At 41.2% G+C, this 26,018-nt stretch carries 23 protein-coding genes and 2 pseudogenes; 11 read left to right on the top strand and 14 right to left on the bottom strand.

Features of this window, described 5'->3' with window-relative positions:
• Positions 1 to 24: 24 nt before the first annotated feature.
• The 5 genes from DKZ56_RS04370 to DKZ56_RS04350 all read right to left on the bottom strand — a co-directional run bounded on the left by DKZ56_RS04370 (position 25) and on the right by DKZ56_RS04350 (position 4,174).
• The gene (locus tag DKZ56_RS04370; RefSeq protein ID WP_208651550.1) at positions 25 to 978 is read right to left on the bottom strand and encodes an NAD-dependent epimerase/dehydratase family protein; all 954 of its coding nucleotides are present in this window, start codon (positions 976 to 978) and stop codon (positions 25 to 27) included.
• A 120-nt stretch (positions 979 to 1,098) separates the two neighbouring features.
• On the bottom strand, positions 1,099 to 1,419 hold the full coding sequence (locus DKZ56_RS04365) for a YolD-like family protein (RefSeq protein ID WP_208651549.1): 321 nt from the start codon (positions 1,417 to 1,419) through the stop codon (positions 1,099 to 1,101).
• A gap of 31 nt (positions 1,420 to 1,450) precedes the next feature.
• Positions 1,451 to 2,749, bottom strand: coding sequence for a Y-family DNA polymerase (locus DKZ56_RS04360; protein ID WP_208651548.1), 1,299 nt, complete (start codon positions 2,747 to 2,749; stop codon positions 1,451 to 1,453).
• A 190-nt stretch (positions 2,750 to 2,939) separates the two neighbouring features.
• Complete coding sequence (locus DKZ56_RS04355) at positions 2,940 to 3,353, bottom strand: hypothetical protein (protein WP_208651547.1); 414 nt, start codon at positions 3,351 to 3,353, stop codon at positions 2,940 to 2,942.
• Positions 3,354 to 3,415: 62 nt separating this feature from the next.
• Positions 3,416 to 4,174, bottom strand: a complete 759-nt coding sequence (locus DKZ56_RS04350) for a MerR family transcriptional regulator (RefSeq protein WP_208651546.1) — start codon at positions 4,172 to 4,174, stop codon at positions 3,416 to 3,418.
• A 435-nt stretch (positions 4,175 to 4,609) separates the two neighbouring features.
• Here DKZ56_RS04350 and DKZ56_RS04345 point away from each other — a divergent pair, with 435 nt between their 5' ends.
• The 4 genes and pseudogenes from DKZ56_RS04345 to DKZ56_RS04335 form a co-directional block, all read left to right on the top strand.
• Entirely contained in the window at positions 4,610 to 4,855 is a 246-nt protein-coding gene (locus DKZ56_RS04345) for a hypothetical protein (RefSeq protein WP_173661257.1), read from the top strand.
• Positions 4,856 to 5,047: 192 nt separating this feature from the next.
• Positions 5,048 to 5,358, top strand: a pseudogene (locus DKZ56_RS15935) (transposase); the annotation flags it as partial.
• A 162-nt stretch (positions 5,359 to 5,520) separates the two neighbouring features.
• Positions 5,521 to 5,847 carry a DUF6431 domain-containing protein gene (locus tag DKZ56_RS15350; RefSeq protein ID WP_245989632.1) on the top strand — a complete coding sequence of 109 codons (327 nt, stop codon included), beginning with the start codon at positions 5,521 to 5,523 and terminating at the stop codon, positions 5,845 to 5,847.
• An 86-nt stretch (positions 5,848 to 5,933) separates the two neighbouring features.
• Positions 5,934 to 6,437 (top strand): annotated as a pseudogene (locus DKZ56_RS04335) (transposase); the annotation flags it as partial.
• Here the strand turns inward: DKZ56_RS04335 and DKZ56_RS15490 are convergent.
• From DKZ56_RS15490 to DKZ56_RS04300, 7 genes are all read right to left on the bottom strand, one after another.
• Positions 6,421 to 6,852: a transposase gene (locus tag DKZ56_RS15490; protein ID WP_484421935.1), complete on the bottom strand. Its 432-nt coding sequence runs from the start codon at positions 6,850 to 6,852 to the stop codon at positions 6,421 to 6,423. The pseudogene DKZ56_RS04335 and the gene DKZ56_RS15490 overlap by 17 nt on opposite strands.
• A gap of 310 nt (positions 6,853 to 7,162) precedes the next feature.
• Positions 7,163 to 7,702 (bottom strand): cysteine hydrolase family protein, encoded by a 540-nt coding sequence (locus tag DKZ56_RS04325; protein WP_208651543.1) that lies wholly within the window; start codon positions 7,700 to 7,702, stop codon positions 7,163 to 7,165.
• 121 nt (positions 7,703 to 7,823) lie between these two features.
• Positions 7,824 to 8,369, bottom strand: a complete 546-nt coding sequence (locus DKZ56_RS04320; RefSeq protein WP_208651542.1) for a transporter substrate-binding domain-containing protein — start codon at positions 8,367 to 8,369, stop codon at positions 7,824 to 7,826.
• Between the two features lie 53 nt (positions 8,370 to 8,422).
• Positions 8,423 to 9,670, bottom strand: a complete 1,248-nt coding sequence (locus DKZ56_RS04315) for an RNA-guided endonuclease InsQ/TnpB family protein (protein WP_208651541.1) — start codon at positions 9,668 to 9,670, stop codon at positions 8,423 to 8,425.
• An 80-nt stretch (positions 9,671 to 9,750) separates the two neighbouring features.
• Entirely contained in the window at positions 9,751 to 11,283 is a 1,533-nt protein-coding gene (cas9, locus tag DKZ56_RS04310) for a type II CRISPR RNA-guided endonuclease Cas9 (protein WP_208651540.1), read from the bottom strand.
• Between the two features lie 190 nt (positions 11,284 to 11,473).
• Positions 11,474 to 12,847, bottom strand: coding sequence for an RsmF rRNA methyltransferase first C-terminal domain-containing protein (locus tag DKZ56_RS04305; protein ID WP_208651539.1), 1,374 nt, complete (start codon positions 12,845 to 12,847; stop codon positions 11,474 to 11,476).
• 229 nt (positions 12,848 to 13,076) lie between these two features.
• Positions 13,077 to 13,868 (bottom strand): carbon-nitrogen family hydrolase, encoded by a 792-nt coding sequence (locus DKZ56_RS04300; protein ID WP_208651538.1) that lies wholly within the window; start codon positions 13,866 to 13,868, stop codon positions 13,077 to 13,079.
• 137 nt (positions 13,869 to 14,005) lie between these two features.
• On the opposite strand from DKZ56_RS04300, the gene DKZ56_RS04295 reads away from it, so the two are divergent.
• The 6 genes from DKZ56_RS04295 to DKZ56_RS04270 all read left to right on the top strand — a co-directional run bounded on the left by DKZ56_RS04295 (position 14,006) and on the right by DKZ56_RS04270 (position 22,941).
• Entirely contained in the window at positions 14,006 to 15,196 is a 1,191-nt protein-coding gene (locus tag DKZ56_RS04295; protein ID WP_281275685.1) for a pyridoxal phosphate-dependent aminotransferase, read from the top strand.
• 186 nt (positions 15,197 to 15,382) lie between these two features.
• Complete coding sequence (locus tag DKZ56_RS04290) at positions 15,383 to 17,977, top strand: ATP-dependent Clp protease ATP-binding subunit (protein WP_208651536.1); 2,595 nt, start codon at positions 15,383 to 15,385, stop codon at positions 17,975 to 17,977.
• 230 nt (positions 17,978 to 18,207) lie between these two features.
• Positions 18,208 to 19,554, top strand: coding sequence for a dihydrolipoyl dehydrogenase (gene lpdA, locus DKZ56_RS04285; protein ID WP_208651535.1), 1,347 nt, complete (start codon positions 18,208 to 18,210; stop codon positions 19,552 to 19,554).
• A 149-nt stretch (positions 19,555 to 19,703) separates the two neighbouring features.
• On the top strand, positions 19,704 to 20,639 hold the full coding sequence (locus tag DKZ56_RS04280) for a thiamine pyrophosphate-dependent dehydrogenase E1 component subunit alpha (protein WP_222837151.1): 936 nt from the start codon (positions 19,704 to 19,706) through the stop codon (positions 20,637 to 20,639).
• 30 nt (positions 20,640 to 20,669) lie between these two features.
• A complete protein-coding gene (locus DKZ56_RS04275; RefSeq protein ID WP_168411819.1) occupies positions 20,670 to 21,704 on the top strand; it encodes an alpha-ketoacid dehydrogenase subunit beta in 1,035 nt (344 codons plus the stop codon).
• A 16-nt stretch (positions 21,705 to 21,720) separates the two neighbouring features.
• Positions 21,721 to 22,941, top strand: coding sequence for a dihydrolipoamide acetyltransferase family protein (locus tag DKZ56_RS04270; RefSeq protein WP_208651533.1), 1,221 nt, complete (start codon positions 21,721 to 21,723; stop codon positions 22,939 to 22,941).
• A 105-nt stretch (positions 22,942 to 23,046) separates the two neighbouring features.
• On the opposite strand, the gene DKZ56_RS04265 is transcribed toward DKZ56_RS04270, so the two are convergent.
• Entirely contained in the window at positions 23,047 to 24,108 is a 1,062-nt protein-coding gene (locus DKZ56_RS04265; RefSeq protein ID WP_208651532.1) for a nucleotide kinase, read from the bottom strand.
• A gap of 25 nt (positions 24,109 to 24,133) precedes the next feature.
• Positions 24,134 to 25,321, bottom strand: a complete 1,188-nt coding sequence (locus DKZ56_RS04260; protein ID WP_208651531.1) for a glycine C-acetyltransferase — start codon at positions 25,319 to 25,321, stop codon at positions 24,134 to 24,136.
• Positions 25,322 to 25,456: 135 nt separating this feature from the next.
• Between DKZ56_RS04260 and DKZ56_RS04255 the strand changes: the two genes are divergently transcribed.
• A complete protein-coding gene (locus tag DKZ56_RS04255; RefSeq protein ID WP_208651530.1) occupies positions 25,457 to 25,960 on the top strand; it encodes a GNAT family N-acetyltransferase in 504 nt (167 codons plus the stop codon).
• The last annotated feature ends 58 nt before the right edge of the window (positions 25,961 to 26,018 follow it).

Here is a 26,018-nt window from a genome sequence, read left to right as displayed (position 1 = left end):
GGACTGCCGAACTCCCCTTTCTTTTTAAATCGGTGTTTTGCTTGTGATGCCGCCGCCGATTTTATCAAGCATATCAATTGTCATTGTCTGCAAATCATAAATCGGATTAAATCCCCAATCCGCAATGGCTTGGGATGAATCGATGGAATTTGGCCAGCTTTCTGCAATGCTTTGCCGCACTGGATCAACATCATACTTAATTTCAAAATGAGGAATATGTTTTTTGATTTCCGCTGCAATTTCCGACGGGTCAAAGCTCATGGCAGAAACATTATAGGCATTGCGAACGGTTAATTTAGCAGGGTCAGCTTCCATTAAATCGATAATCGCGTTCAAAGCATCGGGCATATACATCATATCCATATAAGTCCCTTCAGCAATATAAGAAGTGTAGCTTCCTTCATTTACCGCTTTATGATAAATTTCCACTGCGTAATCCGTTGTGCCTCCCCCAGGCGGTGTTCCCGGTGAAATTAGCCCTGGAAAGCGGAGACCTCTTACATCTACCCCGTAGCGCAAGTGATAATAATCGCATAATAGCTCCCCTGCTACTTTATTGACGCCATACATCGTTGTTGGCCGCTGCAATGTTTCTTGCGGGGTATTGATTTTTGGCGTTGATGGTCCAAAGACAGCGATGGAGCTTGGGTTAAAGAGCTGCATATTTAATTCTTTTGATACTTCCAATGCATTCAACAAGCCGCCCATATTTAATTCCCAGGCAAGAATGGGTTTGATTTCAGCCGTTGCAGAAAGTAATGCCGCCAAATGAATCATCGTGTCCGCATTGAATTTTTTCGCCACTTCGTACATTTTTAATGCATCGAGCACATCCAATACTTCAAAGGGACCGTCATGATTTTTATCTTCCCGAATATCCGTTGCCAATACATTGTCTTTTCCATACTCAAATCGGAGTTTTCTCACCAATTCTGAACCAATCTGTCCAAGCGCACCAGTGACAAGGATTCTTTTCATCTCGCCCCTCCTCTGATGAATTCAAACCTACTTCGCGAGCAATATAGAGTATGTTGTAAACTATTTATATGCCAGTGCTTTCTAGTAGGCTATTGGTTCGACTAGAGAAGGGGGGCATTTTCATTCCAAAATGGTAGCGCCATAGATGGATTCAAAAGGAAAAGAGCGGCCGTCTTCCAATATGCAAATGCGCCGTTTATTATCAAGGACGGCAATCTTTCCTGTCTCTTTAGAAGTGCGGTCCTTTTTCCAAATTTTTAATTCGACTTCATAGTGATTTTGATAGGCAATAAGAAGCTGCTCGTTCAAATCTTGCAGCGCCCATTCATCCAAAACCGGCTTTTCTTCGCGCTCATCTTTTTCTCTCCATTCCCGGAGCATTTTCACGTGTTCCGGGAGCATCATTGCATTCCATTTAATATTTCCACGGTCTCGAATCATCTTTCTCACCTCTATACAAAGCAGCACCTTTTTATTTTTTATGGCCGCCCAAAAGTTGCGCCCTCTCAAGCGCCGTTCCTGCCTCCGTATAAGAAACGGCTCGAAGCACAGCAGTCGGCCCCCATTTGGAGCGCAAAGCATCCATCGCGGCGCCGAGTTTTCTCCTTTTCCATTTTTGCTGGTCGAAAAAACTTAATTGCATCGAGCGTTCTGTTTCCAATTTCGAAAGGCTGATGGCAATTTGCCTTACCGGACGTTCTGCATAATGTTCATCAAACAGTTCCCTGCATACTTCATATATTTTCATCGTATCATTCGTCGGTTCATCCATCGTTCGGGCATGATGGAAACCTCCTCCAAAAGCATCTTTGCTGTAGCTTACACCGAGGGAAATGGTTCTCCCTGCTTGATAGGCTTCTCTTGCCCGGCGTGCCACATCTTCACACATTTCTAAAATGACGGCGAGGATTTCGCTGCGCGTGCGATAATCCCTCATCAGCACTTGCCCTTTGCCAAAGCTGATCTGCCCTTCTACAAGAGGTGCGCCAAGGGGAGATAAATCAATTCCCCACGCGTGGTAGTATAGTTGATTGCCTAAAATACCAAAGCGTTTTTCAAGCAGCCCTAAATCTGCATGGGCTAAATCCCCTACTTTAAAAATGCCCATGTGATTCAACGTACGTTCTGTGCGGCGGCCGATGCCCCACATTTCCGAAAGTGGTTCAACAGGCCACAATTTTTTCGGCACATCTTCGTAAGTCCACTTGGCAAAGTCTGTTTTCTTTGCTTCTAAATCAAGGGCGAGTTTTGCCATCAGCATATTGGGCCCTATCCCTACCGCACTTGGAATTTGAAATTGTCGGTAGATGCTGTCTTGAATGTACTTTGCCGTTCTTTCCGGCGGCCCCCAAAATTTTTCAGTGCCCGTCAAGTCCACGAAACTTTCATCCACACTGTAGACATGAATCGCTTCTTTCGGTACGAATTGGTTGATTAAATTGGTAATCTCCATGGACATCCGCACAAAAAACTCCATTTTCGGTTCAAACAGCCGAATATCGGGATGTTTCGGGATTTCATACAGGCGCGAACCCGTCTTGATGCCAAAACGTTTTTTCATCGGTGGCGAGGCGGCAAGCACGATGCTGCCCTTTTGCTCAAAGTTTCCTACAACGGCAATCGGCACTTTCATTGGATCTAAATTGTGAAGCATCGCCATGCAGCTGGCATAAAAGCAGCGCATATCAATGCACATAATCGAACGATACGGAAGAAGGCGATGCAATTTTTCGGGGCTAAAGTTCGTGTAATTCAGTTCCGTTACCCTCATATGAACCACCCCTGTTTACATTGTATGAAAGGAACATACGTTCTATTCTTTATTTTAGAATGAGATGATTGAAACGACAAGTGGGGGAATTTGGGAATTACGTGGTGGAAAATGCTCTATCCGACATAGGTTTCTAAAAATTAGAGAAAAATAAAATACACCTAAAGAACAAATTCCTTTAGATGTATTTTCAAGGTTTATATTCTTTTCCAGACTGAATGTAATAAGCAACAAATTCAAATGTCTCTTCCAATGTCCAAACATCCCAATTTTCTTTTCTCGCTCTTCGGTATCCCGGAATGTGATGATGATGTGGAGTAAATGCAACAATGAATTCTTTCCTTGTTTCTTCATCTTCATGAAGTTCATTTCCCCATGCCGATATATGTTTTAAATGTTTTCCTTTTTTCGGATAAATAATTTTCCATTCATAGGAATACTTCCAGACACAGCCTTCTTCATTATATCGCTCCATAGCATACAATCCTGTAATGCCATGAACACAGTGGAAATAAAACAGATAATAAATTGGATGTTCTTTTGTATTTCGGAAAAATTGAATCCCTTTCAGCAATTTTTGGATAAAACTCAAGAAGATGACCATACTTATTCATCATTTGATGAATGTCTGCCGATTTCAGCAGTTCATTTACATCTCTATGTGTTTTACTCACGGATTCCCTTCCCTTTGAGTTTTCCCTCTAACTCCCGTAGTTCATCTTCTAGAGCTTCCCATTCATAATATTCAGAGATGTCCATCTTCTCTTCATCCACTAGCTTCCACGCCTGTTCAAGAGTGTCCACACCGTACTTTAATTGCAAGTCTAGCAATTCATGTTTAGCCTCTTTAATACGGTCTTCCGGCGTTTGATTTCGCAATTTTTTCTCATGATAAATCCTTTGCATCAAAATACAATATTTCGAATCTTTCCATAACAGAACCGCGTGTTTCGGAATTTTTCGATGGGAACGTGTCTCCAAGTTCTCGAGTCCCTGTTTCATGTACTTATGAATTGTTACGGTAGATACGCTAAGCATATTTGCTGCCTCTTTCGGTGTCAGCAAATAATTTTCATTATAATAAATTTTCAAATTTTTACCACCAATTTTGTAATACCATTGCTCTAGTTCAATTATTAGTTTTCCAAATTCCTCATCATTTATAGGAAATTCCATCAATGATAGCCGATTAACCCACTGTTTTAACTCTTGATGATTTTCTTCAGACAACAAATATTCTTCATTCAATTGAAAATCATCTGGATCGAAAATAGTCTTATTAATACGCTCTTCAAACTTGTTGATGAACATGATAATCACAAAATTCAATACATTCAACGTTTCTTTTTCAATCTTTGCTTTATCTTTTTCCAAATAAGCACATTCAATCTCCTTTTGTGTTTGTTCATATACAGTTATGCTCATGAACGTCACCCCTATCACCTCCTATTATAAAATCCGTATTAATGATATATAAATTTCATTAACTTTATGATTTAATAAAATCATTAACCGATATTCTTTCCTTTAAACCTCAACGATACATAATAATCCGTTTAAACGAAAATCCCAACTATACATCCGGAAAAATAAAAGGGCTTGTCTAAAAAGTCCATAAAAACAGAGCGAATGGAGAAAACAATGAGTTTTTCCATTCGCTCTGTTTCCTTATTTTTGAAATTGGTTTGGGATTTGGTTACCTACCATTATAACGAAATTTGGGGAGGTACCCATTTTTTATTGTCTTGAATCCCTTGAAAATCAAGGGGTGAGAATTATGAAATTAACTCAACTATCATAATTTGGTAAAATAAAAATTATATATTTTACATTAACAAAATTTAAAGGAGGGAGAATCAATTGTATAAATACTTATCATTAGGAATATGGATAATAACCATTTTAATGATTGTTTTCTCAACAAATCCAAATGGCTATCTTTTAATTACTTTATGGATAGTAGGAGGGCTTATTGGTTATATAGGGAAACGTAACGACCCTAAATATCGTCTGTTAAACAATTTAGCATTGTGGACCAACTTCATTACGGTGATTTTTTATATCCTTTGGGTTTATATCGTTGGGATGATTTGGAGTACACCTTGATCTTTTTTAAAAGAGTAGATTTTTTGCGTCTGTAACTTCAACTTTATCTACTCAAATTCTATATGAGCATTTTGCATATTTTTTGACCCAAGAGCCATAAGGATTTCAAAGACATAAAAAAGGACTTCACCCCTAAAATGTAGAATTTTTGAAGTGACGAAACAACAAAAAATTCAAAAGGAGGAAGTCACTTTGTATATTCTACAAGAAAGCCTATTTTCCTTTGAAGAACTGCAAAAATTAGAGTCAAAAGAGAAATTACCTAATCTTTTTTAGCTCGCTTGATTTACGCCCTTATGCTAAACAGTTGAGAAGTTCTTCACCCCGAGGGGCTGACGGTCATTCCAGAGAAGGGATTCTAAGGGATCTCCACTCTCAGCCGGGTTTTTGCAGCACTTACCAAAAAAAAGCTGGCTGAAAAGATCTTCCTTGACTTGGTACAGTTAGCTCAGGAGGAAGGAATTGTAAACTTTCATTTTATCTCATCTAAAAAGAGTACGATTTTTTCAAATTCCTTCGGAATCATCTTTGCCATCCTCTGAAAAAATGTGCTAAATTTTTTGTGAATTATTTCATAGGGGGATGGAAGATCTGTGATCTTGATTCATGATTTTGGAGTCGATCTCGAAACCTATCATGAATTAGGAAAAAACAATGACTTTCCTATGGTGGAGGAGTGCCCACATTGTCATGCGAAGCATTCCCTTCATCGCCATGGTTTTTATGAACGGAATGCCATCACCGCAGAAAAGGAATATCGTCTCTTGATCTGCCGTTTTCGTTGTTCGATTTGTTTCCAAACGGTGTCCATCCTCCCTCACTTTCTTCTCCCATACTTTCAACATACGACTCGTACCATCGTTCAATGGCTCCATGATGCGCTTCATCAAACCGGCACAAATCCATCAAAAAGACAACTCATTTCTTTCTATCTCCGACGATTTATCCAAACAATTTCATGGATTTATATGTATTTTGCTCGCAAAATCTAAAATAATCCGCAAAAAAATTGCACATTATTTCAGAAAACGAACCAAAATAATTTGAAAAAGTCAGCCTGAAATAATGTGAAAATTTACAAGGAATAATTGACGGCAGCCACCAGGCCATCGACAGTGCCGCCATTGATGCCTATGAAAAGAAACAGCCCAAAAAGCGTAGTGAACAAACGGGTAATGCCAATTGGGGCGCAAAATATGATTCCTTCGGCAATAAAATTACCTGGTTTGGCTATAAGATGCATCTTTCAGTCGATACCGCAAGCGAACTGCCAATGGCCATAAAAATAACCCCTGCCCATGTGAACGATGGAGAAGTCGCACCAGAATTAATCGAGCAAGTGGCAGAGCGTACCAAATCCAAAATTGAATTTCTGATCATGGATGGCGGATATGACCAACTAAAAAACTATGAATCAGCCAAAAACATTGGAGCACAAGCCATTATCCCGCTCAATTTGTGCAACGAAAAAGAGCCTCCTGAAAGGATTTCTTCCAATGGAACTCCGCGTTGTTCCATGGGTTATGAAATGACTTATTGGGGAGCTGATAAGGACCAGCTCAAGTTCAGATGTCCTCACGCACGGATTTTCGCCATACAAACGTATATTTGTTGGCATTCGCTTCTATTTTCGTACCATCCACAAAAATATGGTCGAGGTCGATAAATCCTTGTTCTACTAGTTGAAGGACAAATTGTTCAAATACAGAATCCATCATGTTTGACATACGAACACTACGAAAATCATTTATTGTGCGATGGTCAGGGGTTTGCAATCCCGCCAACCACATCATCGGAAGATTTTCTTTCACCATTTGCGCCATTTTCCGACTTGAATAAACTTTTTGAGTGTACGCATATAAAATCACTTTCAATAACATTTTAGGGTGATAGGGTGCACGACCCCCACCAACATAATGAGTATACAACACTTCATCCGGAATCGATTCCACCATTTCATCCACTAAACGGGCGACATGATTTTCAGGAATATACATTTCGATATCTAAAATGCTCATGACTTGACGATTGCAATAAGGTTGGAAAACTAGCTTTTTGCGTTTCTTGTTCTTTTGAACCTCTATTTTTTGAATACCCTCTAGAGTCATTTCTAATTGCGTGTTATAATTTTCTTGAATAGTCATTTGATTATTCATAAAAAATCGTCCTTTCTTTAGAATGTTTTTTGGTCAATTTCATTCTATAAAAAAGGACGATTTTTTTGTACCCTAAAAACAGAAAAAAGGGCTGAGCCGAAGGTCGATTCAATCGACTTTTCGGACAGCCCCCATCCGAAAAATCTTCGAATTACTCCACCACTTCCGTAAAGAAGCATCGTTTCATATGCTCGATGAAAAGATCGCCTTGGCCGGTAAATGTCGCAACGCCCCGCTTATGAACGGCCGTTTTGAACCCTTCTGCATCGGCTCCTGCAACCGTTAAAAAGTCGCAAATGTCGGTGCATACGCCGCACACATGAACTTTCTCCACACCACGGGAACGCAGCTTGTCCGCAAGCCCAGTGTTATAGAAGGCATTGTAATTTTCTTTCGGCTGCATCAACACATTTGGATGCTCTTTATGGGCTTCATACCATGTGTACAAATCCCCATAAAGCTCTTGCCCTTTTGTACCCACCACATTGTGTGGCGGCCATAAGTCAAAATGCGGATCGTTTTCTTGATGGGCATCCATCGCAAAAACCACAATCTGGTCCTTCTCTAAAAACTCATTGGCTTTTTCCACAATATAAGGAACAATGTCTTGAGCAGGTTTCCCCGCCGTTAAACTGCCGTCATCGGCCACAAAGTCATTGCTCATATCCACAATCAATAAAGCCTCTTTCATACCGACACCTTCTTTACAATATTCTTTACATCTATTTTATCATGAACAAGCCGAAATTTTGTGACCATGACAGATGGTTCCTTCCACAAAAAATGGCACGAAAACACGTGCCATCAAAATATCATTGACTTGCTTCAAGCAGCGGAAACAAATCTTTTCCGTAATATTTTTCCATTAATTTATTCAATTTGTCCGTCTTTTTAATTTCCTGCATCGCTTCGTCATAAGCTGCAGCAAGTTCTATGTTTTTCTTGTTGAAAAGCGGCCATGTTTTGATTACGGCAAACTCATTGTAGACAAGATCGTCTTTGAATTGGTGGTATGGCCCATTTTCATCAGCCACTTGCGCATTGTACATAGCTTCGATGATGATTCCTCCATCGACCCGTCCTTCATTCACCCACTGCACCACATCCAAGTTAAACTCATCCCCTGCTTTCAGTTTCACTTGGTTGTTTGGATTGGCTTTATTATATTCATCAACCAGTGTATATTGGGCACTGCTTGCAGCGATTGGCGCAAGGGTATATCCTGCAGAAGCAAAATCGCTCAAACTATGAATATCCGCTTTATCGGCTTTCAACACAAATCCTACACTGCTGAGCCCCAAAAATTCTTTTGGATAAAGGAAGCTTTTCGTACGCTCTTCCGTGTGAACTACCCCCACTTAATTTTCTAGCGAAAATTTGAAGTGGGGGCTTCCAAAGAAGTTTGACTGCTTTAAGCAATCCTTATTCTTTGAGGCGTGTCCACTTCGCCGCTAGAGCATAAGACACTCAGGTCTACAGCTTTACTTTTCTTTAAAATGTTTAATGCACCATTTACATCAGCATTGATTAGTTTGCCGGACTTTGTTCGATACAAACCTCGCTTAATACGTTTGCCACTGAACTTATATTCTTTTGGATTGTCGGCATTATATTCAGGAATCTCATCGCCGTCAAAAAAGCTGGCTTTAGACGTATATGACTCTTCCTGTTTGAAGAATTTAATGCCGTAAAATTTACAAAGATACTCTAGTTTTTCTTTTATATTACCGAGAGGAATATTGACAAAGTTTTGATTTGTCTTTTTTCCTAGATTCATATTGCGCTGTAATGTTTCAGCATAGCCAATGACAAGTTTGCCAATTTGATTTTCAATACAGTAGTTTATGATGTAACGACAAGTCTTGTTGATATAATCATTAACTTTATTATTGCGATTCATAGCAAGCAAAGCTTGTTTACGAGTTGTATCTTTGATTTTTTGCTTATCTTTAATACTTTGAAGTCTGGCATTCTCTTTGTTAAACCATTGATTAATACTTTTTAATCTCCGCCCATCAATGATGAACGATTTGCCGTCTGATGTGACACAAGTGGCGAGATTATTTAATCCTAAATCAATCGCCAGTGCTTTTTGGTCATTTAATTTTCTTTGATCTTCAGGCATTTCATATTTGTACTGAATCTCAAAGAACCTGGCATGATGTTTAGGAATAATTTCAATCTGCTTAATCTTTTTGTCAAGCAACACAGGCGGAATCGTTATCTTGATAGGCTTATGAGTCTTTTTATACAGATTCGAATACGGTATCGTGAATTTGTTGCCGTCTATACGAATTTGACCAATGATTAGTGAATGAAAGCCATCTTTTTTAAGATATTTTGGGATACTGATAGCCTTGTAGTCATATTTGCCTTGTTTGGCTAGTTTTACTAAGCCAAAGAAAGATTTAAAAGCTTCATTAACCTTTTTTAAAATTTGCTGTGCCATGTTGCTGTTCAACAGCTTATAGTTTTCGTTCGTTTTTGCAAGATGATAGTTTTTCTCATAATTAAGAAATTCCTTGTGTTCAAAATAGTATTGTCTGACATTGTATAATCCGACGTTGTATATGTTTTTGGCAATATGGCACAGTTCTCTAAGAGTCAAGTATTCTTCTTTCGTCAAACCATTTAGCTGTTGCTTGATACAAAAATACATTTTTTCACCTCCCATCTAACTATATTTTACTTAATTTTACTGAAAATAATATAGATTCAGTAAAATATAGTTAAGGCGATTCATCTCCCATATCTTTGTTGGGCTTCTTCACTATTTTTCTCTCTTGCTGTTTCAATAACAATCGAATCTAATTCACCATAGACTTCTCTTACTTTATTGACAATTTTAATTGCTTCCCGATGGGCCCTTTTTGCCACTGTGCTTAAAATCGCAGAATCATCAAACTTAATATTCTTTCCGTTAGATATATTTTTATATCTCTTTCCTTCTAAACCTAGTTCGCTAAACAATTCCATTTGATTTTTGTTTGTTTTCCACAAATCCGGTAAGATGAGCTGGATTGCTCTTTTAGATAATGAATGATAACCTTTAAATTCTGTGATTTCTTTTAAGGCATTGATGATGTTATTCTTTGTACGCTCATCAAAAGTAGAATATTTCTCCAACGCTTCTTTTATATCATGTTCTCTTCTTTTATAGGATTTCTCTGCCGTAAGAATTTCACTGATTTCATCTAACAGTTCAACGTTATCTAATATTTCTTTTGGCAAATCATTTTCTTTTACAGCTTTTAAAATTCTTTTGTATCCCTTAAATTCTGTAAAGGATGGCTGATTTTTTTTAAGATCGACTCTATAACCAGAAACATAGGTATCTTTTGGTAATCCTTTATATTTTAAGATTCTATCAATAGTTACCTTTTGACCCTTTTTTACAATTTCCTCGACAATATAAACTTTATCTTCCTCTGTCAAATATTCACCATTTACTCTCAGTTTATTTAAGTCACCATTTAATAAATCAAACAATTCGGCAGTGAAAGACATTTTTGCAATACGAGGCTCTTCAGGGAAATACGAACATTTTCCTCTCATCTTTTCAATCATTGACATTTCTTGAAGTTCCCCATTTTTAATAAAAAATCTTCCATATATCGTAGGAGATTTTTCTGATCCTGGTCCTTCATAATATGCCCTTCTTCTTTGAACTAGATCAATATATTTCTCAATAAATTCATCATTGATTTCTTGATAGAATTGGGCTTGTCTATTCAAAATTGCTTTCGCTTCCTTAACATAATCTTCTGTACGAAAACGATTTTCATGGGAACGAACTAATCCTTTTTGTAATCTTTCCATTTGTATTTCACAGACATATTTCGTTTCCAGTTCTTTGCTGTTCCTTTTCAATTGCTCTTTTGTAGATAACTCTCCAGCAGTTGTTTCTTCTTCCAAAGGTGCATCTAAAACAGTACCTCTCCTTTTCACAATGTGATAAAGGCCAATTGCTAATTCTTCCAATGATACTTTTTCTTTTAACGCTTTACATCTAATTTCATATGGGTTTCCAGTTCCAATTGAATTTGTTGGAATACCGTACTCTTCAAATAAATTCTTTACCCTTTCTAAACGATGATTTCTTCTTCTTTTTAATCTTCTTGATCCTCTAAACCCTCTTCTTTCCTCGTTAGCATTTCTCGTCGCTTCCTCAAATAATCTTACACCAGCATCAATAATTTCCATTGTCTCGGTATCAATAATTCCCCAACCTACGGATGATATGCCAATATCCAATCCCAATACTTTACTCATAGAATCCCCTTCTTTCCTAATCATTTTTACTTATATATTAGAAAAAATTTGTATTATTTGGAATAATTATTGTAATTTTGTAAATAAAAACACCCCCCAAAGCCGCAGCTGCAGCCTCGAGAGGTTAATGTTAATGTATGTGAAAGTTTTAATTTGTTGATAGGTGAATTCAATAGTATTATGCGCTTTCCTAATCATTCCCCATCCAGCGCAAGCCTTTTGGATAATGGTTTTTCATCATATTTCCGGCAAGTTTTCCCCAGCCGATGGAATAGCCGTCCACGGTGATTAAATGCCATCCTTTGACGCCGTTTACCGACAAAACTTCTCCTTTCAAATAAGAAATGATTTCACTTGAATCTGCCGATAAATCGAATACTCTCTTCGCTTCTTCCTTGCGTAAAGCCAATGCCAGGGCATGGGAAGGTTCAAAGCGGTTCTTTTTGAACGTTCCCAAATGCAAACCTGGACGAAGCACTTTTAATTTTTCCAATGTCGGCGCTTCCTCAGGCAAAACATAGAACTGATCGTTGAAGGCAATAAAAAATCCAGAAGGCATGCTATTTAACGTTTCGCCAGCAAATTCTTGATAAGCCTTCAGCATTTTTGGATCGAGTTTCGTTTTTGCATATTTCAACCGCGGCAGTTCATCCCCATTATTCTTTTTCAGCACCGCAATGTAGTGGCCTTCCCCTTTCACACGATGGGGCCAAATGCGAATTGTCTGCTCAATATTTGGTGCAGCCCCCTTTACCCAATTGGCTCTTCCTGGGCTGAAACCTTCATACACTTCCACTTGTTCAATCTCAAAGTTTGGATATTTTTCAAGGAAGCGGCTGATTGTTCCTTCGTTTTCTTCCGGCGAAAAAGTGCAAGTGGAATAAACCAGTCTTCCCCCTGGCTTTAACATGCTTTGGGCATATTCGAGAATTTCATCTTGCCGGCTTGCACAAAGGGCCACGTTTTCCGGACTCCAATGCAAGCGGGCTTCCTCATCTTTCCGAAACATGCCTTCCCCAGAACACGGAGCATCCACTAAAATTCGGTCAAAAAAGCTTGGAAAATGCGCAGCCAATCGCTCGGGTGTTTCATTGGTTACAATAGCGTTTTTGATGCCCATCCGCTCCACGTTTTGGGATAAAATTTTCGCCCGCTGCGGATGGATTTCATTAGAAACCAAAAGTCCTTGTCCATTCATTTTAGAAGCAAGGTGCGTCGTTTTTCCGCCCGGTGCTGCACATAAATCGAGAATTGTTTCCCCCGGCTTCGGGTCGACCAACTCCCCTACCGCCATCGCACTCGGTTCTTGAATATAATACAAACCTGCATCATGATAAGGATGTTTCCCAGGCCGTTCGTTGTTGGGATAAAAATATCCTTCCTTCACCCATGGAATTTTTTCGATTGTAAAAGGATTGATTTTTAAAAAATCTTCTATTGAAATTTTTAACGTATTGATGCGCAAACCTTGGTTCTTTTCTTCCTCATAGCTTCGGATAAACGCATCATACTCTTCCTGCAACAAGCATTTCATTTTGTCTTGAAAGGTTTGGGGTAGATTCAATTTGTTCACCTCAAAAGTATATTATCATGCATTTTGTCATTTGGGGTGATGGACATATTTTTATCCCCAGATTTTGTGAACATAACACTTGGATTTGTGACAATATTGATAGGTTATAATTTTATCCCCAAATTTTGTGGCCATAACACCCAGTTTTGTGAACATATCCCTTGGTTTTGTGACAATATCGACAGGTTATATGATTATCTCCAAATTTTTATAACCATAATTAGAAATCTACCACTTTTCCATACAATTCTGGACGGCGGTCGTCATATACGGGAATTCGTGTGCGCACTTCATCCACAATTGAAAAATCAACATCAATGACTGCCAATTCCTCATCTTGCGCCCCTGTCCAAAACACTTCGCCCCAAGGTCCTATCACCATTGACTGGCCATTAAAGTTTTCCGGTTTGCGGGAAATCCGGTTCACCGCAATCACAAAACATTGATTTTCAATAGCCCGTGCTTGCAATAAAATTTTCCAATGGTCAATTCTTGGGGTTGGCCATTGGGCTGATACAAACAATACTTTTGCTCCTGCCAATGCATGGGCGCGAAGCCATTCAGGGAAGCGGATGTCATAGCAAATCACAGCCGCTGCCGGAAGACCGCCCAATTCAAAGCAGTTCATGGAGTCTCCTGCTTCTAAATACTTTTCTTCATCCATCAATCTAAATAAATGTACTTTGCTGTATTCACTTATTAATTCTCCATCGCGATTCACCACATACATCGTGTTATAAAATTTGCCGTTTTGCTTTGTTGCCACAGAGCCTCCAATGATATGTATGCCTAGCTCGCGGGCAAGAGTTTTTAAGAACGCTTTAGTGCGCTCTCCATTTTCATCCGCCAATTCTTCCAACTTTTCAAGGGCATAGCCGGTATTCCACATCTCAGGCAACACCACCATTTCTGCTCCTTGGCTTGCTGCTTCCCGAATCAACTGTTCTGCCCTCTGGAAGTTTTCTTCTACCTTCCCAAACCCGACATTCATTTGAATGCAACCTATTTTCATCTCATATCCCCCTAGACAAGTATTCAAAAAAATAATAATATTCCTACATATCTACTTATAATTATATACGGACATTTCCTTAAAATACAGAATGACAGATTTTGTGAATCCAATCAAGATAAGAAAAGAGGATGGCCATGGAATTATCAAATACATTAAAAAAACTTCCTACTCAGTTTTTTGCTTCCCTTGTTCAAAAAGTGAATGCGGCAATTGCTGAAGGGAGGGACGTGATTAATCTCGGACAGGGGAATCCGGACCGGCCAACGCCTCCTCACATCGTGAAAGCCCTCCAAGAAGCAGCAACGGACCCTGCTACCCACAAATATTCCTTGTTCCGCGGCATGCCGGAATTAAAACAAGCCGTCAGCGACTTTTACAAAAGAGAATATCATGTCGACATCGACCCGAACGATGAAGTGGCGATTTTAGGCGGCGCCAAAGTGGGATTAGTGGAACTGCCCATTTGCGTGTTGAATCCTGGCGACTATATGCTGCTGCCGGACCCGGGATATCCCGACTATTTATCCGGACCAGTACTGGCAAATGTTCATTTTGATACAATGCCGCTACTTGAAGAAAATGATTTTCTCCCAGATTACGATGCTTTATCACCGGAAGTGAAGAAGCGAGCCAAATTAATGTATTTAAACTATCCAAACAATCCGACTGGCGCCACAGCCGATTTAGCGTTCTTTGAAAAAACGGTGCAGTTTGCAAAAGAACACGGCATTTATGTTGTCCACGATTTTGCTTACGGCGCCCTTGGATTTGATGGAGAAAAACCCGTGAGCTTCCTGCAAGCGGAAGGCGCAAAAGAAATCGGCGTTGAATTTTACACTTTATCCAAAACCTATAACATGGCTGGCTGGCGCGTTGCTTTTGCGGTGGGTAACCGCGACATCATTGAAGCCATCAACTTGTTGCAAGACCATCTGTTTTGCAGCCTCTTCCCTGCCGTACAGCGGGCAGCCGCATATGCCTTAAACAGCGACCAATCATGTGTGGAAGAACTGAGACGAGTTTATGAATACCGCCGCAATGTGTTGGTGGAAGAAGCCCGTCGAATCGGATGGAATGTAAAAGCGCCAAAAGGCTCCTTCTTCGCATGGTTGCCGGTTCCGGAAGGGTTTACGAGCCAAGAATTTTCCGATTACCTATTGGATAAGGCGGATGTGGCAGTCGCAAGCGGCAACGGATTCGGCGAGCACGGCGAAGGCTATATCCGGGTGGGGCTGCTCGTGGAAGAAGACCGGCTCCGGGAAGCCATCCGAAGAATTGAAGCATTAGGGATATTCCAAAAAGACAAAGCGAAAGTTCAAAAATGACATCATTCCCCTCCCCTTTAAATAAGCGGAGGGGTTAATATTTTTGCACCCTCTGCCTGTCCTGCATCCATAAAGCTTTCCTAAACCGAATTGGCGAAAAATTCAGAAATAAGATTGATTTTCATAGGATTTTTCGCTTACGATAGATTTACAAAGTTTGCCTATTCTATAGCAAAGGGTGATAACATGACAACAAAATATACAATGTCGGTAAAAGAAGGAATCCTGAATGCGAAAAAGATTGCCCAAAAGAAACTGAATTATCAACTGGATATTCCCCATCTCTGGGCCGCTTTATTGCAACCGGACCACTTTGCCTATCACTTTTACCAGGAATTAAACATTGATATGGATGAACTAATCCAACTCGTCAATAAGGAAGTGGATAAAATCCCCTCTTTAACCAGTACGGAAATCGCCTATGGAGAAAAAGAGAGCCAACGTCTAAAAAGGCTGTTCAAACAAGCGGAAATCGAAGCGGAACGTCTGCGGGACCGGTTTATTTCCGTTGAGCATTTGATGATTGCCCTATTTGAGCAAGATTTTAATCCGATTACAAAATATCTGATCCAACATCATGTCACAAAAGAATCCATCTATGAAAAATTGAATCAAACGCGAAACGGGCAAAATGTCACATCCGACAACCAGGAAGCGCTATACGATTCTTTAAACAAATATGCAGTCAATTTGAATCAACGATACATAGAGGGGAAAGTGGACCGGGTTGTCGGCAGAGAAAAAGAAATCAACGATATCATCCGCATATTGACAAGAAAAAATAAAAATAATGCGATATTGATAGGAAGCTCCGGGGTCGGGAAAACCGCTATCGTTGAAGGGTTGGTCCAAAAAATCGTAAACAAAGAGGTTCCAAATAATTTGCTCGATAAAGTCGTCTACAATCTCGATATGAGTTCCCTTCTCGCAGGAGCCAAATATCGCGGGGAATTTGAGGAAAAATTAAAAGCCGTATTAAATGATGTGAAACAATCCAATAATCGGATCATCCTCTTCATTGATGAAATCCACACAATCGTCGGTGCAGGACGTACAGAGGGCTCCATGGATGCCGGCAATATTTTAAAACCGATGCTTGCCCGCGGAGAACTTCGCTGCATTGGCGCAACCACGCAAGATGAATATCGGGAATATATCGAAAAAGACAAAGCATTGGAGCGCCGTTTCCAGCGGGTAATCGTCAATGAGCCGTCGATTGAAGTAACCATTGAAATTCTGCGGGGCATTAAAGAGGATTATGAATTGTATCACGAAACCCTAATCACCGATGAAGCCATCGAAGCGGCCGTCAAACTTTCGAAACGCTACATCACCGACCGGTATTTGCCGGATAAAGCCATTGACTTGATGGATGAAGCCAGCGCAGTCAAACGGATTTCCTTAAATGAAGTCCCCCACTCCATCAAAAAAATCAACGAACAAATTTTGCAAGCAAAAATTGCCCTTTATAAGCATGAGTTGGAACCCGACCCGGCATTTGACCGGCATACATTTGAACAACAGCTAAAAAATTTGGAAACCGAAAAGGAAAAAATGGAAAAGCAATGGGCCAAAGAGCTGGAAATGCTCCATTTCACGCAGCGGGAAAAAAGAAATTTGGCAAGATTGCATAAGTTATACGAAAAAGCGGTAAAGAACAATGAAGTCGGCCAAATCGTTCAATTGGAAACCGGTGACATTCCTGCATCCGAAAAGAGACTGAAAGGGCTGGAACAACAATGGGAGGCATTAAAGCAAAGCAAAACCTTTATCGATAATGTAGTGACCGCCGAAGATATCGAGCGCGTCGTGGAAAGGCTGACGGGAATCAAAATTACAGGCGTTATGGAAAATGAACGGGAACGGCTATTGCATTTGGAGGACGAAATACATCAATACATCGTGGGACAAGATGAAGCGGTGAAAAAAGTGACCCATGCCGTTTTGCGTTCAAGGGCTGGCATTAAAAATCCGAATAAACCGACCGGCTCGTTCCTGTTCCTTGGCCCTACCGGCGTCGGCAAGACAAAACTGGCAAAAGTGCTGGCAAAAGTGTTGTTCGGTACCGAGCTGGATATGGTGCGATTGGACATGTCAGAGTATATGGAAAAACATGCGGTCGCGAAACTCATCGGTCCTCCGCCGGGATACGCCGGCTATGACGAAGGGGGCCACTTGACGGAAGCGGTCCGGCATCGGCTCCATTCCATCATCGTTCTCGATGAAATTGAAAAAGCCCATCCGGATGTTTTCAACATTCTATTGCAAGTGCTCGATGAAGGAAGACTTACGGACTCCCAAGGACGGACGGTGGATTTTAAAAATACGATTTTAATTATGACAAGCAATATCGGATCAAAACTGCTATTGGATTCGATTGATAATTATGGTGCCATTACATCTGAAGCAAGGGAAGCGGTCATGAACGAATTGCAGGCCCATTTCAGACCGGAATTTTTAAACCGGATTGATGAAACCATCATTTTCAATCCATTAATGAAAGAACAAATGGTAGCGATTGCGGAAATCATGATGAAAGAACTCAATGAACGCTTAAATGAAAACAAAATGATTCTGCACGCAACTCCGGAGGTCATCCAATGGATCGCGGAGAATGGGTACGATCCAATTTATGGAGCACGTCCAATTCAACGGTTTATCGTCCAGCACATTGAAACACCGCTTGCCCGGGATATCATCGCCAATCAAATCGGCGAAAATGTCCGTATTACCATTTCCATCGAAAATGATGAACCGGTTTTCCATTATGAACCGATATAATTCCACTTCAATGAAGGAGGGGATTACCCCTATCCTCTCTCTCTTTTCCCGAAATTTCATCCCATTAAACCTTAAAAACTGTTATATTTTGTAACAAAGTTCCAATAATTTTCAAAAAATCTATAGACGGATATTTTGAAATTCGCTACAATTAATTCATAAACGTTTTCATTATTCTGAAAATTCTTACTTATGTAACTCTTCCCACAAAAAAAAAAGAAGGTGATTCCTTGAAAACTTATGATGTACTCATTATCGGAGCAGGACCTGGGGGATATGTTGCGGCGGAAGAAGCGGCACAGCTCGGGAATTCAGTGGCGGTGATTGAAAAAAATGCCGTTGGCGGCTGCTGTCTCAATGTGGGTTGCATCCCTTCCAAAGCTTATTTGCAATACAGCCACTGGTTGTCCGCCGTACAGGCCCTTAATGCAAACGGTTTATCCGTAACAGTGAATCAAATCGATTTCCCATCCGTTGTGAAAAGAAAAAACAAAATTATCTCCACCTTACAATCCGGCATTCACATGACCTTTAAAAAGAATGGCATCCATTATATTGCAGGCGAAGCGAAATACGTGGAAGGAAAAATTTTCGAAGTGAATGGAGAGCGATACTACGGAAAAAATGTGTTGCTTGCCACAGGCGGTGCCCCCTTCATCCCGAACATCCCAGGTTTGAGCGATATAGATTATTTGACGACGAACACCTTTTTTGACATGGAAACATTACCGAATCAATTGGCCATCATCGGCGGCGGTGTGATTGGTGTGGAATTGGCCTATGCCATGAAAAGTTTCGGCGCCGATGTCACGATTATCGAAGCCGCACCGGACATATTGCTGACGGTTGATCTGGAAGCCCGTGCCATTGTAAAAGAAAAGCTTCGAAGCTTAGGAATAAAAATCATCACAAAAGCGTCCATACAGCAAGTGAAAAAAGGAAAGGTTGTCCTTTCCGGCCATGGGGAAATTCCTTTTGACCAACTTTTGGTGGCAACGGGGAGAAAACAAAACCTTGAGATTCCAAAAGCGATGGGACTTGAGTTGGATGAAAAACAGCAATTTGTGAAAGTCAATGAATATTATGAAACAAGCATGAAACATGTTTATGCCGTTGGCGATCTAATCGGCGGCTATACTCTCGCCCATTCGGCCAGCGCGGAAGGCATCAAAGCCGTCCGGGCCATGAGCGGCAAAAAAGAAAGGCCCGTATCGCCATACAGCATCCCCCGCCCCCTATTCATCGAACCGGAAGTATCCGAATTCGGGATGAGTGAAGAAGAAGCAAGAAAAAAAGGCTATGACGTAATTGTCGAAAAAATGCCGTTTTCATTCAATGGACGGGCCATTGCCGCCAATGAAACAGAAGGATTTGTCAAAATCATATCCGAAAGGAGATATCGGGAAATATTGGGAGCCGTGATTGTCGGACCCAATGCGGCGGACCTGATTCACCAAATTCTTGCCGTCCATGAAGCGGAAGGTACTGTTGATGAATTGGCAAACACAGTCTTCGCCCACCCTACCATTTCTGAGTTGATCCATGATACAGCCAAAAAAATATTAAAACATCAATAAATCATAAGGAGGAATCAAGAATGACGGAAAAAGCAAAAGGCATGCCTAAATTGTTTACGAGTGTTGATACGTCGGTGAAAGAATTGGTGGATTTAGAGATTCGCACAGCTACGGATACTGCGGAGTTGACAAAAGATAAGGCAAAATCCATGTATAAATCCATGGAGGATATCCGCAATTTTGAAGAAAATGTAAAACGTTTCTTCGCTGCCGGGGAAATTCCGGGGTTTGTGCACTTATACGCCGGTGAAGAAGCGATTGCTGTTGGTGTTTGTGCCCACCTGACAGATGAAGACTACATAACAAGCACCCATCGAGGACACGGGCATTGTATTGCCAAAGGCGGCGATTTAAAAGGAATGATGGCTGAAATCTTTGGGAAAGCCACAGGTCTTTGCAAAGGTAAAGGCGGTTCCATGCACATTGCCGACATGAATAAAGGAATTTTAGGCGCCAATGGAATGGTTGGAGGCGGTTTCGGACTGGCAACAGGTGCTGCCATGCGCAACAAATATAAGAAAACGGACCGGGTTGCCGTTTGCTTCTTCGGTGATGGTGCAGCTAATGAAGGTGTATTCCATGAATGTTTGAATATGGCATCCATTTGGAAGTTGCCGGTGATTTTTGTATGTGAGAATAACCTTTTCGCCGAATCCACTCCACAATGGTATTCTTCCGCTTCCCGCACAATCGCGGAAAGAGCGGCCGCCTACAATATGCCTGGGGTTCGGGTGAACGGAAAAGATGTTGTCGCCGTTTATGAAGCGGCCGGCGAAGCAATCGAACGCGCACGCAAAGGTGAAGGACCAACACTAATAGAATGCGTCACTTACCGGAACCACGGACACTTTGAAGGTGACGAACAAACTTACAAAGCGCCTAGCGGAGAAGAAAAAGAATGGGCGGAAGTGGATCCGCTTGAAGTATTCCGTCAATACGCCATCGAAAACGGCTTATTGACTGAAGAAGAGTTGGATCAATTGAGGGAAGAATCCGTTCGCGATATTGAAGAAGCGATTGAATTTGCGAAAAAAAGTCCAGAACCATCACCTGAATCACTCTATCAAGATGTTTTTGCGGACTAATCTAAAAAACTTGGAAAGGAGTTATAGAGAATGGCTAGAGAAATTTTATTCATGAAAGCAATCAATGAAGCGCTTGATCAAGCAATGGCAAAAGATGAAAACATCATTTTATTAGGTGAAGATATTGCAGGCGGAGCGGAAGTCCAACATTTGGAAGAGGCCAACGAAGATGCTTGGGGCGGTGTAATGGGCGTAACCCGCGGTCTTGCGCCAAAATACGGCCGTGAACGAGTCATCGATACGCCACTTTCCGAAATGGGGTATATGGCTGCGGCTGTAGGTATGGCTGTTACTGGTTTGCGTCCTGTAGCTGAGCTGATGTTTAGCGACTTTATCGGCTTTTGCTTTGACTCCATCATCGGACAAGGTTCAAAAATGCGCTACATGTTCGGGGGAAAAGCGAAAGTCCCAATGACAGTGCGCACAATGCACGGTGCAGGGGTGAACGCAGCAGCTCAACACTCCGGCTCCTACTACGGTTTGTTCGGTTCAATTCCTGGCGTCAAAGTCGTTGTCCCTGCAACACCATATGATGCAAAAGGTCTTCTCCTCTCCGCTATTGAAGATGATAACCTTGTCATCTTTTCGGAAGATAAAACATTGTACGGAATGAAAGGCGAAGTACCGGAAGAATATTACACAATCCCAATTGGCAAAGCTGCCATCAAACGTGAAGGTAAAGACTTGACAATTGTTACCATTGGAAAAATGTTGTACGTCGGCTTAGAAGTTGCAGACATTTTAGAAAAGGACAATATCTCAGTCGAAGTCATTGACTTGCGCACTGTTGCACCATGGGATGAAGAAACAGTACTGGAGTCTGTGAAGAAAACAGGCCGCTTAATTATCATCGATGAATCCAATCCGCACAACAACACGGCAACTGATATCGCTTCAGTTGTAGCAGACAAAGCCTTTGATTATTTAGATGGACCGATCAAATGCGTATGCGCGCCAAACACACCTGTTCCGTTTGCTGCTAATCTTGAAAAATTATATATCCCAGATGCTAATAAAGTATTGACAGTAGCGACAGAAATTATCGATGACTTGAGAGTTAAATAGAGAGGGGTGATTCATCATGGCTACGGAAATATTGATGCCTAAGCTAGGCTTGACGATGACAGAGGGTACAGTAGAACATTGGTTTGTAAATGAAGGGGATGAAGTTCATGCAGGTGATGCAGTGGCGGAAATCAGTTCAGAGAAATTGACCGGTGAAGTCGTTGCACCAGAGTCGGGTACAATCATTAAAATTGTCGCTCAAGTAGGAGATGTCGTACCAAGCAAGGAACCCATTGCGTATATCGGAAAACCTGGTGAACAGATCGGCTCCCCTTCTACATCGGCCGGTACACCGGAAGTACAAACCGTCAAAACACCGGTGGCAAATGAACCTGCAAAAACGGAATCAAATGTAAAAGATGACGGAGAAAGAATCTTTATTACGCCAATTGCCCGCAAGATGGCGAAAGAACTTGGCATTGATATTCGCAATGTTGTCGGTACAGGCGGCAACGGGCGAATTACCCGGTTAGATATATTGAGATATCAAGCCTCTATGGAGAAAGCATCTCCGGCAACAGACAGCGTTCCAGCCGCGTCAACAGTTTCATATGGTGCCGGACTTGCCGGTTTGCGCAAAACCATTGCCCAACGAATGATGCGCAGTGTCCAAACAACTGCCCAAGTAACGAACCATCGAAAAGTGGATATCACCGAATTGATGAAATTCCGCGAAGATATCAAGTCGAAAGTGAAAGAACCGCTTGACAATAATGAACTAAGCATCAATACCCTTCTGACAAAAGCGGTCGTTTTGGCACTAAAAGATACGCCGGATATGAACGCCTGGTATCATAATGGCGAATATATCCGTGTGGAAGAAGTGCATATCGGAATGGCCACGGCGGTGGAAGACGGCTTGGTCGTTCCCGTCGTCAAAAACGCCCATCTCATGTCCTTGTCCCAACTTGGCGCTGCCATCAAGAAGGTGACAACCGAAGCACGGCAAGGCACACTGGACGGCAGCCTTTACAGCGGATCGACTTTTACGATTACAAACTTGGGCGGTTATGAAATCGAATACTTTACCCCTATCTTGAATACACCGGAAGTGGGCATTTTAGGTGTCGGTGCCATCCAAAAAGAACTGGCACTGGAAAATGGTGAAGTGGTGGAGAAATTGAAATTGCCGCTCAGTTTAACTTACGATCACCAAATTATCGATGGTGCTCCTGCCGCAGAATTTTTGGGAAAAATCGCCGATTACTTGCAAGACCCATATCGTCTGCTTCTATAAAAAGAAAATGGTTCACTCACCTTTCCTCTTTATATATGTTTGATGCATGTTTTCCTGACTTTGAACCCCTTGGACCCTCTCAAGAGAATCCAAGGGGTTTTCATGTTAAAACAGAAAGGACGACTGCTTTTTCCATTTCGAAAAATCCGTTGCCTGGTCAAGAATTTCGCGGATTTCCTTTTCTGCTTCAGCATACAATTTGGCGTAGTTCGTCGCACGGAGAATCGCTTTTCGATATTTCTTTGAAATTTCTTCAATTTTCGCCTCGGCTTCATCGGATAGTTGGCAATGTTTTGTAATGTCAAAGATGACATCCCCTTCCCTTCCATCTTCAGGGAAGTATTCGTGGGGAGCGGTACTGTCGAAAATGCAAAGCTTCAATTCCGGCAAAATGACCATATCGATGGATTTGGAATCTAATCCGCACCACACCTTTTGGACATCAAACCCTCTTTTTAACGCATCTTGCGCCAACTGTTTCAACATGGTCGATTTTCCTGTCCCCGGCAGTCCTTTAATAAAATATCTTTTCTCTAAATTTCTGGTAATATTTCGCAGAAAGTCTTTTGCTCCATCCGGCGTCAACGTTCCAAATAATCGGTGGGTTAAAACCCCTGTTTTATTCAGAAGAATGCCATTAAAAATTTGGTCAAACAGCTCTTCCCTTTGCTCTTCTAATGCTTTCCAATCCATATGCTGCTGCGTCGCTTCTTCCCATTCATCATGAATTTGAATCGCCATTTGAAGAGAAGCAAAACATTGGTCGTGCCATTTTTCCGCTTCTTCAGAAAGCTGTTTGAGCCTTTCTCCGTGCTGAATAAGAATTGCTTCATCTAGACATTCATAGAAGGAAATGACTTTATCGCGGGTGCCAAGTTGCGTTGGTTCGATGGAAGGTTTAGAGCTTTGGAGAAATAAAGTGTCGATGCCTTTGATGAAGGTTGCCTGAATGGTATTTTCAAAAAGGGGATCATAGAAAAATTCGATATCATGGCCTTTATTGACATAATGATAGCCGATTTCTTTCAATAAATTGGAAACATTGAAGCCGAAGATGCCTTTCAAAAAATAGACTTCCTTGGCTTCCCGTACAATGTCCTTATATAGATTTTTCCATCCCTGTCCGGTCATCGCCTGCCCGAAATATTTTGTAATGGAGCCTTTCAATTTTTCATCCTTTCTTTTCAGCTTGCTAAACCCCGAGCAGCTCCCGCCCTACCTTTTCATAAATGGCAAGCGCCTCATCCAGCATTTCTTTTGTATGAGAAGCAGTCGGCATATTGCGAATTCGGCCTGTTCCTTTAGGCACGGTTGGATACACAATGGCTTTTGCATAAACGCCTTCTTCCAAAAGACGTTTTGCAAATCGTTGTGTGAGTTTTTCATCTCCAATAATGCATGGAGTTATCGGCGTTTCGGAATTTCCAATATTAAAACCGAGACGTTTTAACCCTTCTTTAAAGTAATTGCCGTTTTCCCATAACTTCTCAGTCCGTTCGCTAGACTGCATCAACATATCAATCGCTGCAATGGTCGCTGCCACATCCCCCGGAGGCACTGCAGTAGAAAATAAAAACGGACGGGAACGCACTTTTAGCCATTCAATTAACGCCTTCTTACCAGCCACATAACCCCCAACAACGCCAATCGCTTTTGACAACGTTCCCATTTGAAAATCAATGTCTTTTTCTAATCCAAAGTGCTTCACTGTCCCTCTGCCATTTCCAGTGACGCCCGAACCATGAGCATCATCTACATAAGTAATCAAATCAAATTCTTTTGCAATTTCCACAATGTCCGGAAGCTTTGCCAAATCGCCATCCATTGAAAACACGCCGTCGGTAATCACCATGATTTTCCGGTAGTGTCCGGATTCCGCCGCTTCCTTCGCTTTCTTGCGCAAATCATCCATATCAGAATGAGTATATGCAACAATTTTCGCTTTTGATAATCGGCAGCCATCAATGATCGAAGCATGATTTAATTGATCCGATAAAATGCAATCATCCTTCCCCATCACGGCTGAAATGGCCGCCATATTGCAGTTGAAGCCGGACTGATAGCTAATGGCCGCTTCTGTTCCTTTGAACTCGGCAATTTTTTCTTCCAATTGTTGATGCAAATCGAGGGTTCCATTTATGGTGCGAACCGCTCCTGCCCCTACCCCGTATTGGTCAACCGCTCGCTTAGCTGCTTCTTTTAAAAGTGGATTTGTCGCCAGCCCTAAGTAATTATTGGAAGATAAATTAATCAACCTTTTTCCGCTGATTTCGATAACAGGACCATTCGCCCCGTCAATCACATCAATCTCGTTGTATAATCCTTGGTCTTTAAGTAGCTTCAAGTTTTCCTCAAGAAACGAATCTAAAGCTTTTGCCAAACCTGCACCTCCAACTCAGTTCCTTACAGACACTATATGATATGGGCTTTCAATTCTTATCTGATTTTCCTAAAGAAATGTTTTTATTTTATACTAGTAAAAAGTGTACTTTCATGAATGAAAAGGATGGTTTTGATGACAGCTGATATAACATTCCGCATTGCAACACTCGAAGACTTGCCAATCATCGTAGAAATTTACAATTCCACAATTCCAAACAGAATGGTTACAGCAGATACAGAACCTGTAACCGTTGAGGATCGATTGCAGTGGTTTCATGAACACACGCCTGAAAAGAGACCTTTATGGGTGGTGGAGTCTGAAGGAAATATTTGCGGCTGGGTAAGTCTGCAGTCTTTCTATGGCCGGCCTGCCTATCATGCCACAGTAGAAGTTAGCATCTACCTCCATGAAAAATATCGGGGACAAGGGCTGGGGAAAAAGATTTTAAGCAAGGTGATAGAAGAATGCCCTAAGTTTGGCATTGAAACACTTCTTGCTTTCATTTTTGGACACAATGAACCAAGTCTTCAATTGTTTTACCATTTTGGATTCGAAAAATGGGGACATTTTCCGGAAGTGGCGGAACTAGATAGAGTAAAACGGGATTTGTTGATTCTAGGGAAGAAAATTGTTTGATGGCGAATTAAACTTTATAAAAAACGCAAATTGAGAAGCAGTTTTTCTCAATTTGCGT

The organism is Ureibacillus thermophilus, assembly GCF_004331915.1.
Lineage (GTDB): Bacteria > Bacillota > Bacilli > Bacillales_A > Planococcaceae > Ureibacillus > Ureibacillus thermophilus.
Note: the sequence above shows the minus strand (reverse complement) of the source record. Positions and strands in the feature narration are given on the sequence as shown.

Coding starts and splice junctions, on each gene's coding strand:
- DKZ56_RS04295 (WP_281275685.1), top strand. CDS start 14,006: ATGGAATTATCAAATACATTAAAAAAACTTCCTACTCAGTTTTTTGCT.
- DKZ56_RS04360 (WP_208651548.1), bottom strand. CDS start 2,749: ATGAGGGTAACGGAACTGAATTACACGAACTTTAGCCCCGAAAAATTG.
- DKZ56_RS04290 (WP_208651536.1), top strand. CDS start 15,383: ATGACAACAAAATATACAATGTCGGTAAAAGAAGGAATCCTGAATGCG.
- DKZ56_RS04300 (WP_208651538.1), bottom strand. CDS start 13,868: ATGAAAATAGGTTGCATTCAAATGAATGTCGGGTTTGGGAAGGTAGAA.
- DKZ56_RS04355 (WP_208651547.1), bottom strand. CDS start 3,353: ATGGTCATCTTCTTGAGTTTTATCCAAAAATTGCTGAAAGGGATTCAA.
- DKZ56_RS04255 (WP_208651530.1), top strand. CDS start 25,457: ATGACAGCTGATATAACATTCCGCATTGCAACACTCGAAGACTTGCCA.
- DKZ56_RS04270 (WP_208651533.1), top strand. CDS start 21,721: ATGGCTACGGAAATATTGATGCCTAAGCTAGGCTTGACGATGACAGAG.
- DKZ56_RS04280 (WP_222837151.1), top strand. CDS start 19,704: ATGTATAAATCCATGGAGGATATCCGCAATTTTGAAGAAAATGTAAAA.
- DKZ56_RS04365 (WP_208651549.1), bottom strand. CDS start 1,419: ATGATTCGAGACCGTGGAAATATTAAATGGAATGCAATGATGCTCCCG.
- DKZ56_RS04370 (WP_208651550.1), bottom strand. CDS start 978: ATGAAAAGAATCCTTGTCACTGGTGCGCTTGGACAGATTGGTTCAGAA.
- DKZ56_RS04350 (WP_208651546.1), bottom strand. CDS start 4,174: ATGAGCATAACTGTATATGAACAAACACAAAAGGAGATTGAATGTGCT.
- DKZ56_RS04325 (WP_208651543.1), bottom strand. CDS start 7,702: ATGAAAGAGGCTTTATTGATTGTGGATATGAGCAATGACTTTGTGGCC.
- DKZ56_RS15490 (WP_484421935.1), bottom strand. CDS start 6,852: ATGTATATTCCTGAAAATCATGTCGCCCGTTTAGTGGATGAAATGGTG.
- DKZ56_RS04275 (WP_168411819.1), top strand. CDS start 20,670: ATGGCTAGAGAAATTTTATTCATGAAAGCAATCAATGAAGCGCTTGAT.
- DKZ56_RS04315 (WP_208651541.1), bottom strand. CDS start 9,670: ATGTATTTTTGTATCAAGCAACAGCTAAATGGTTTGACGAAAGAAGAA.
- cas9 (WP_208651540.1), bottom strand. CDS start 11,283: ATGAGTAAAGTATTGGGATTGGATATTGGCATATCATCCGTAGGTTGG.
- DKZ56_RS15350 (WP_245989632.1), top strand. CDS start 5,521: ATGGTGGAGGAGTGCCCACATTGTCATGCGAAGCATTCCCTTCATCGC.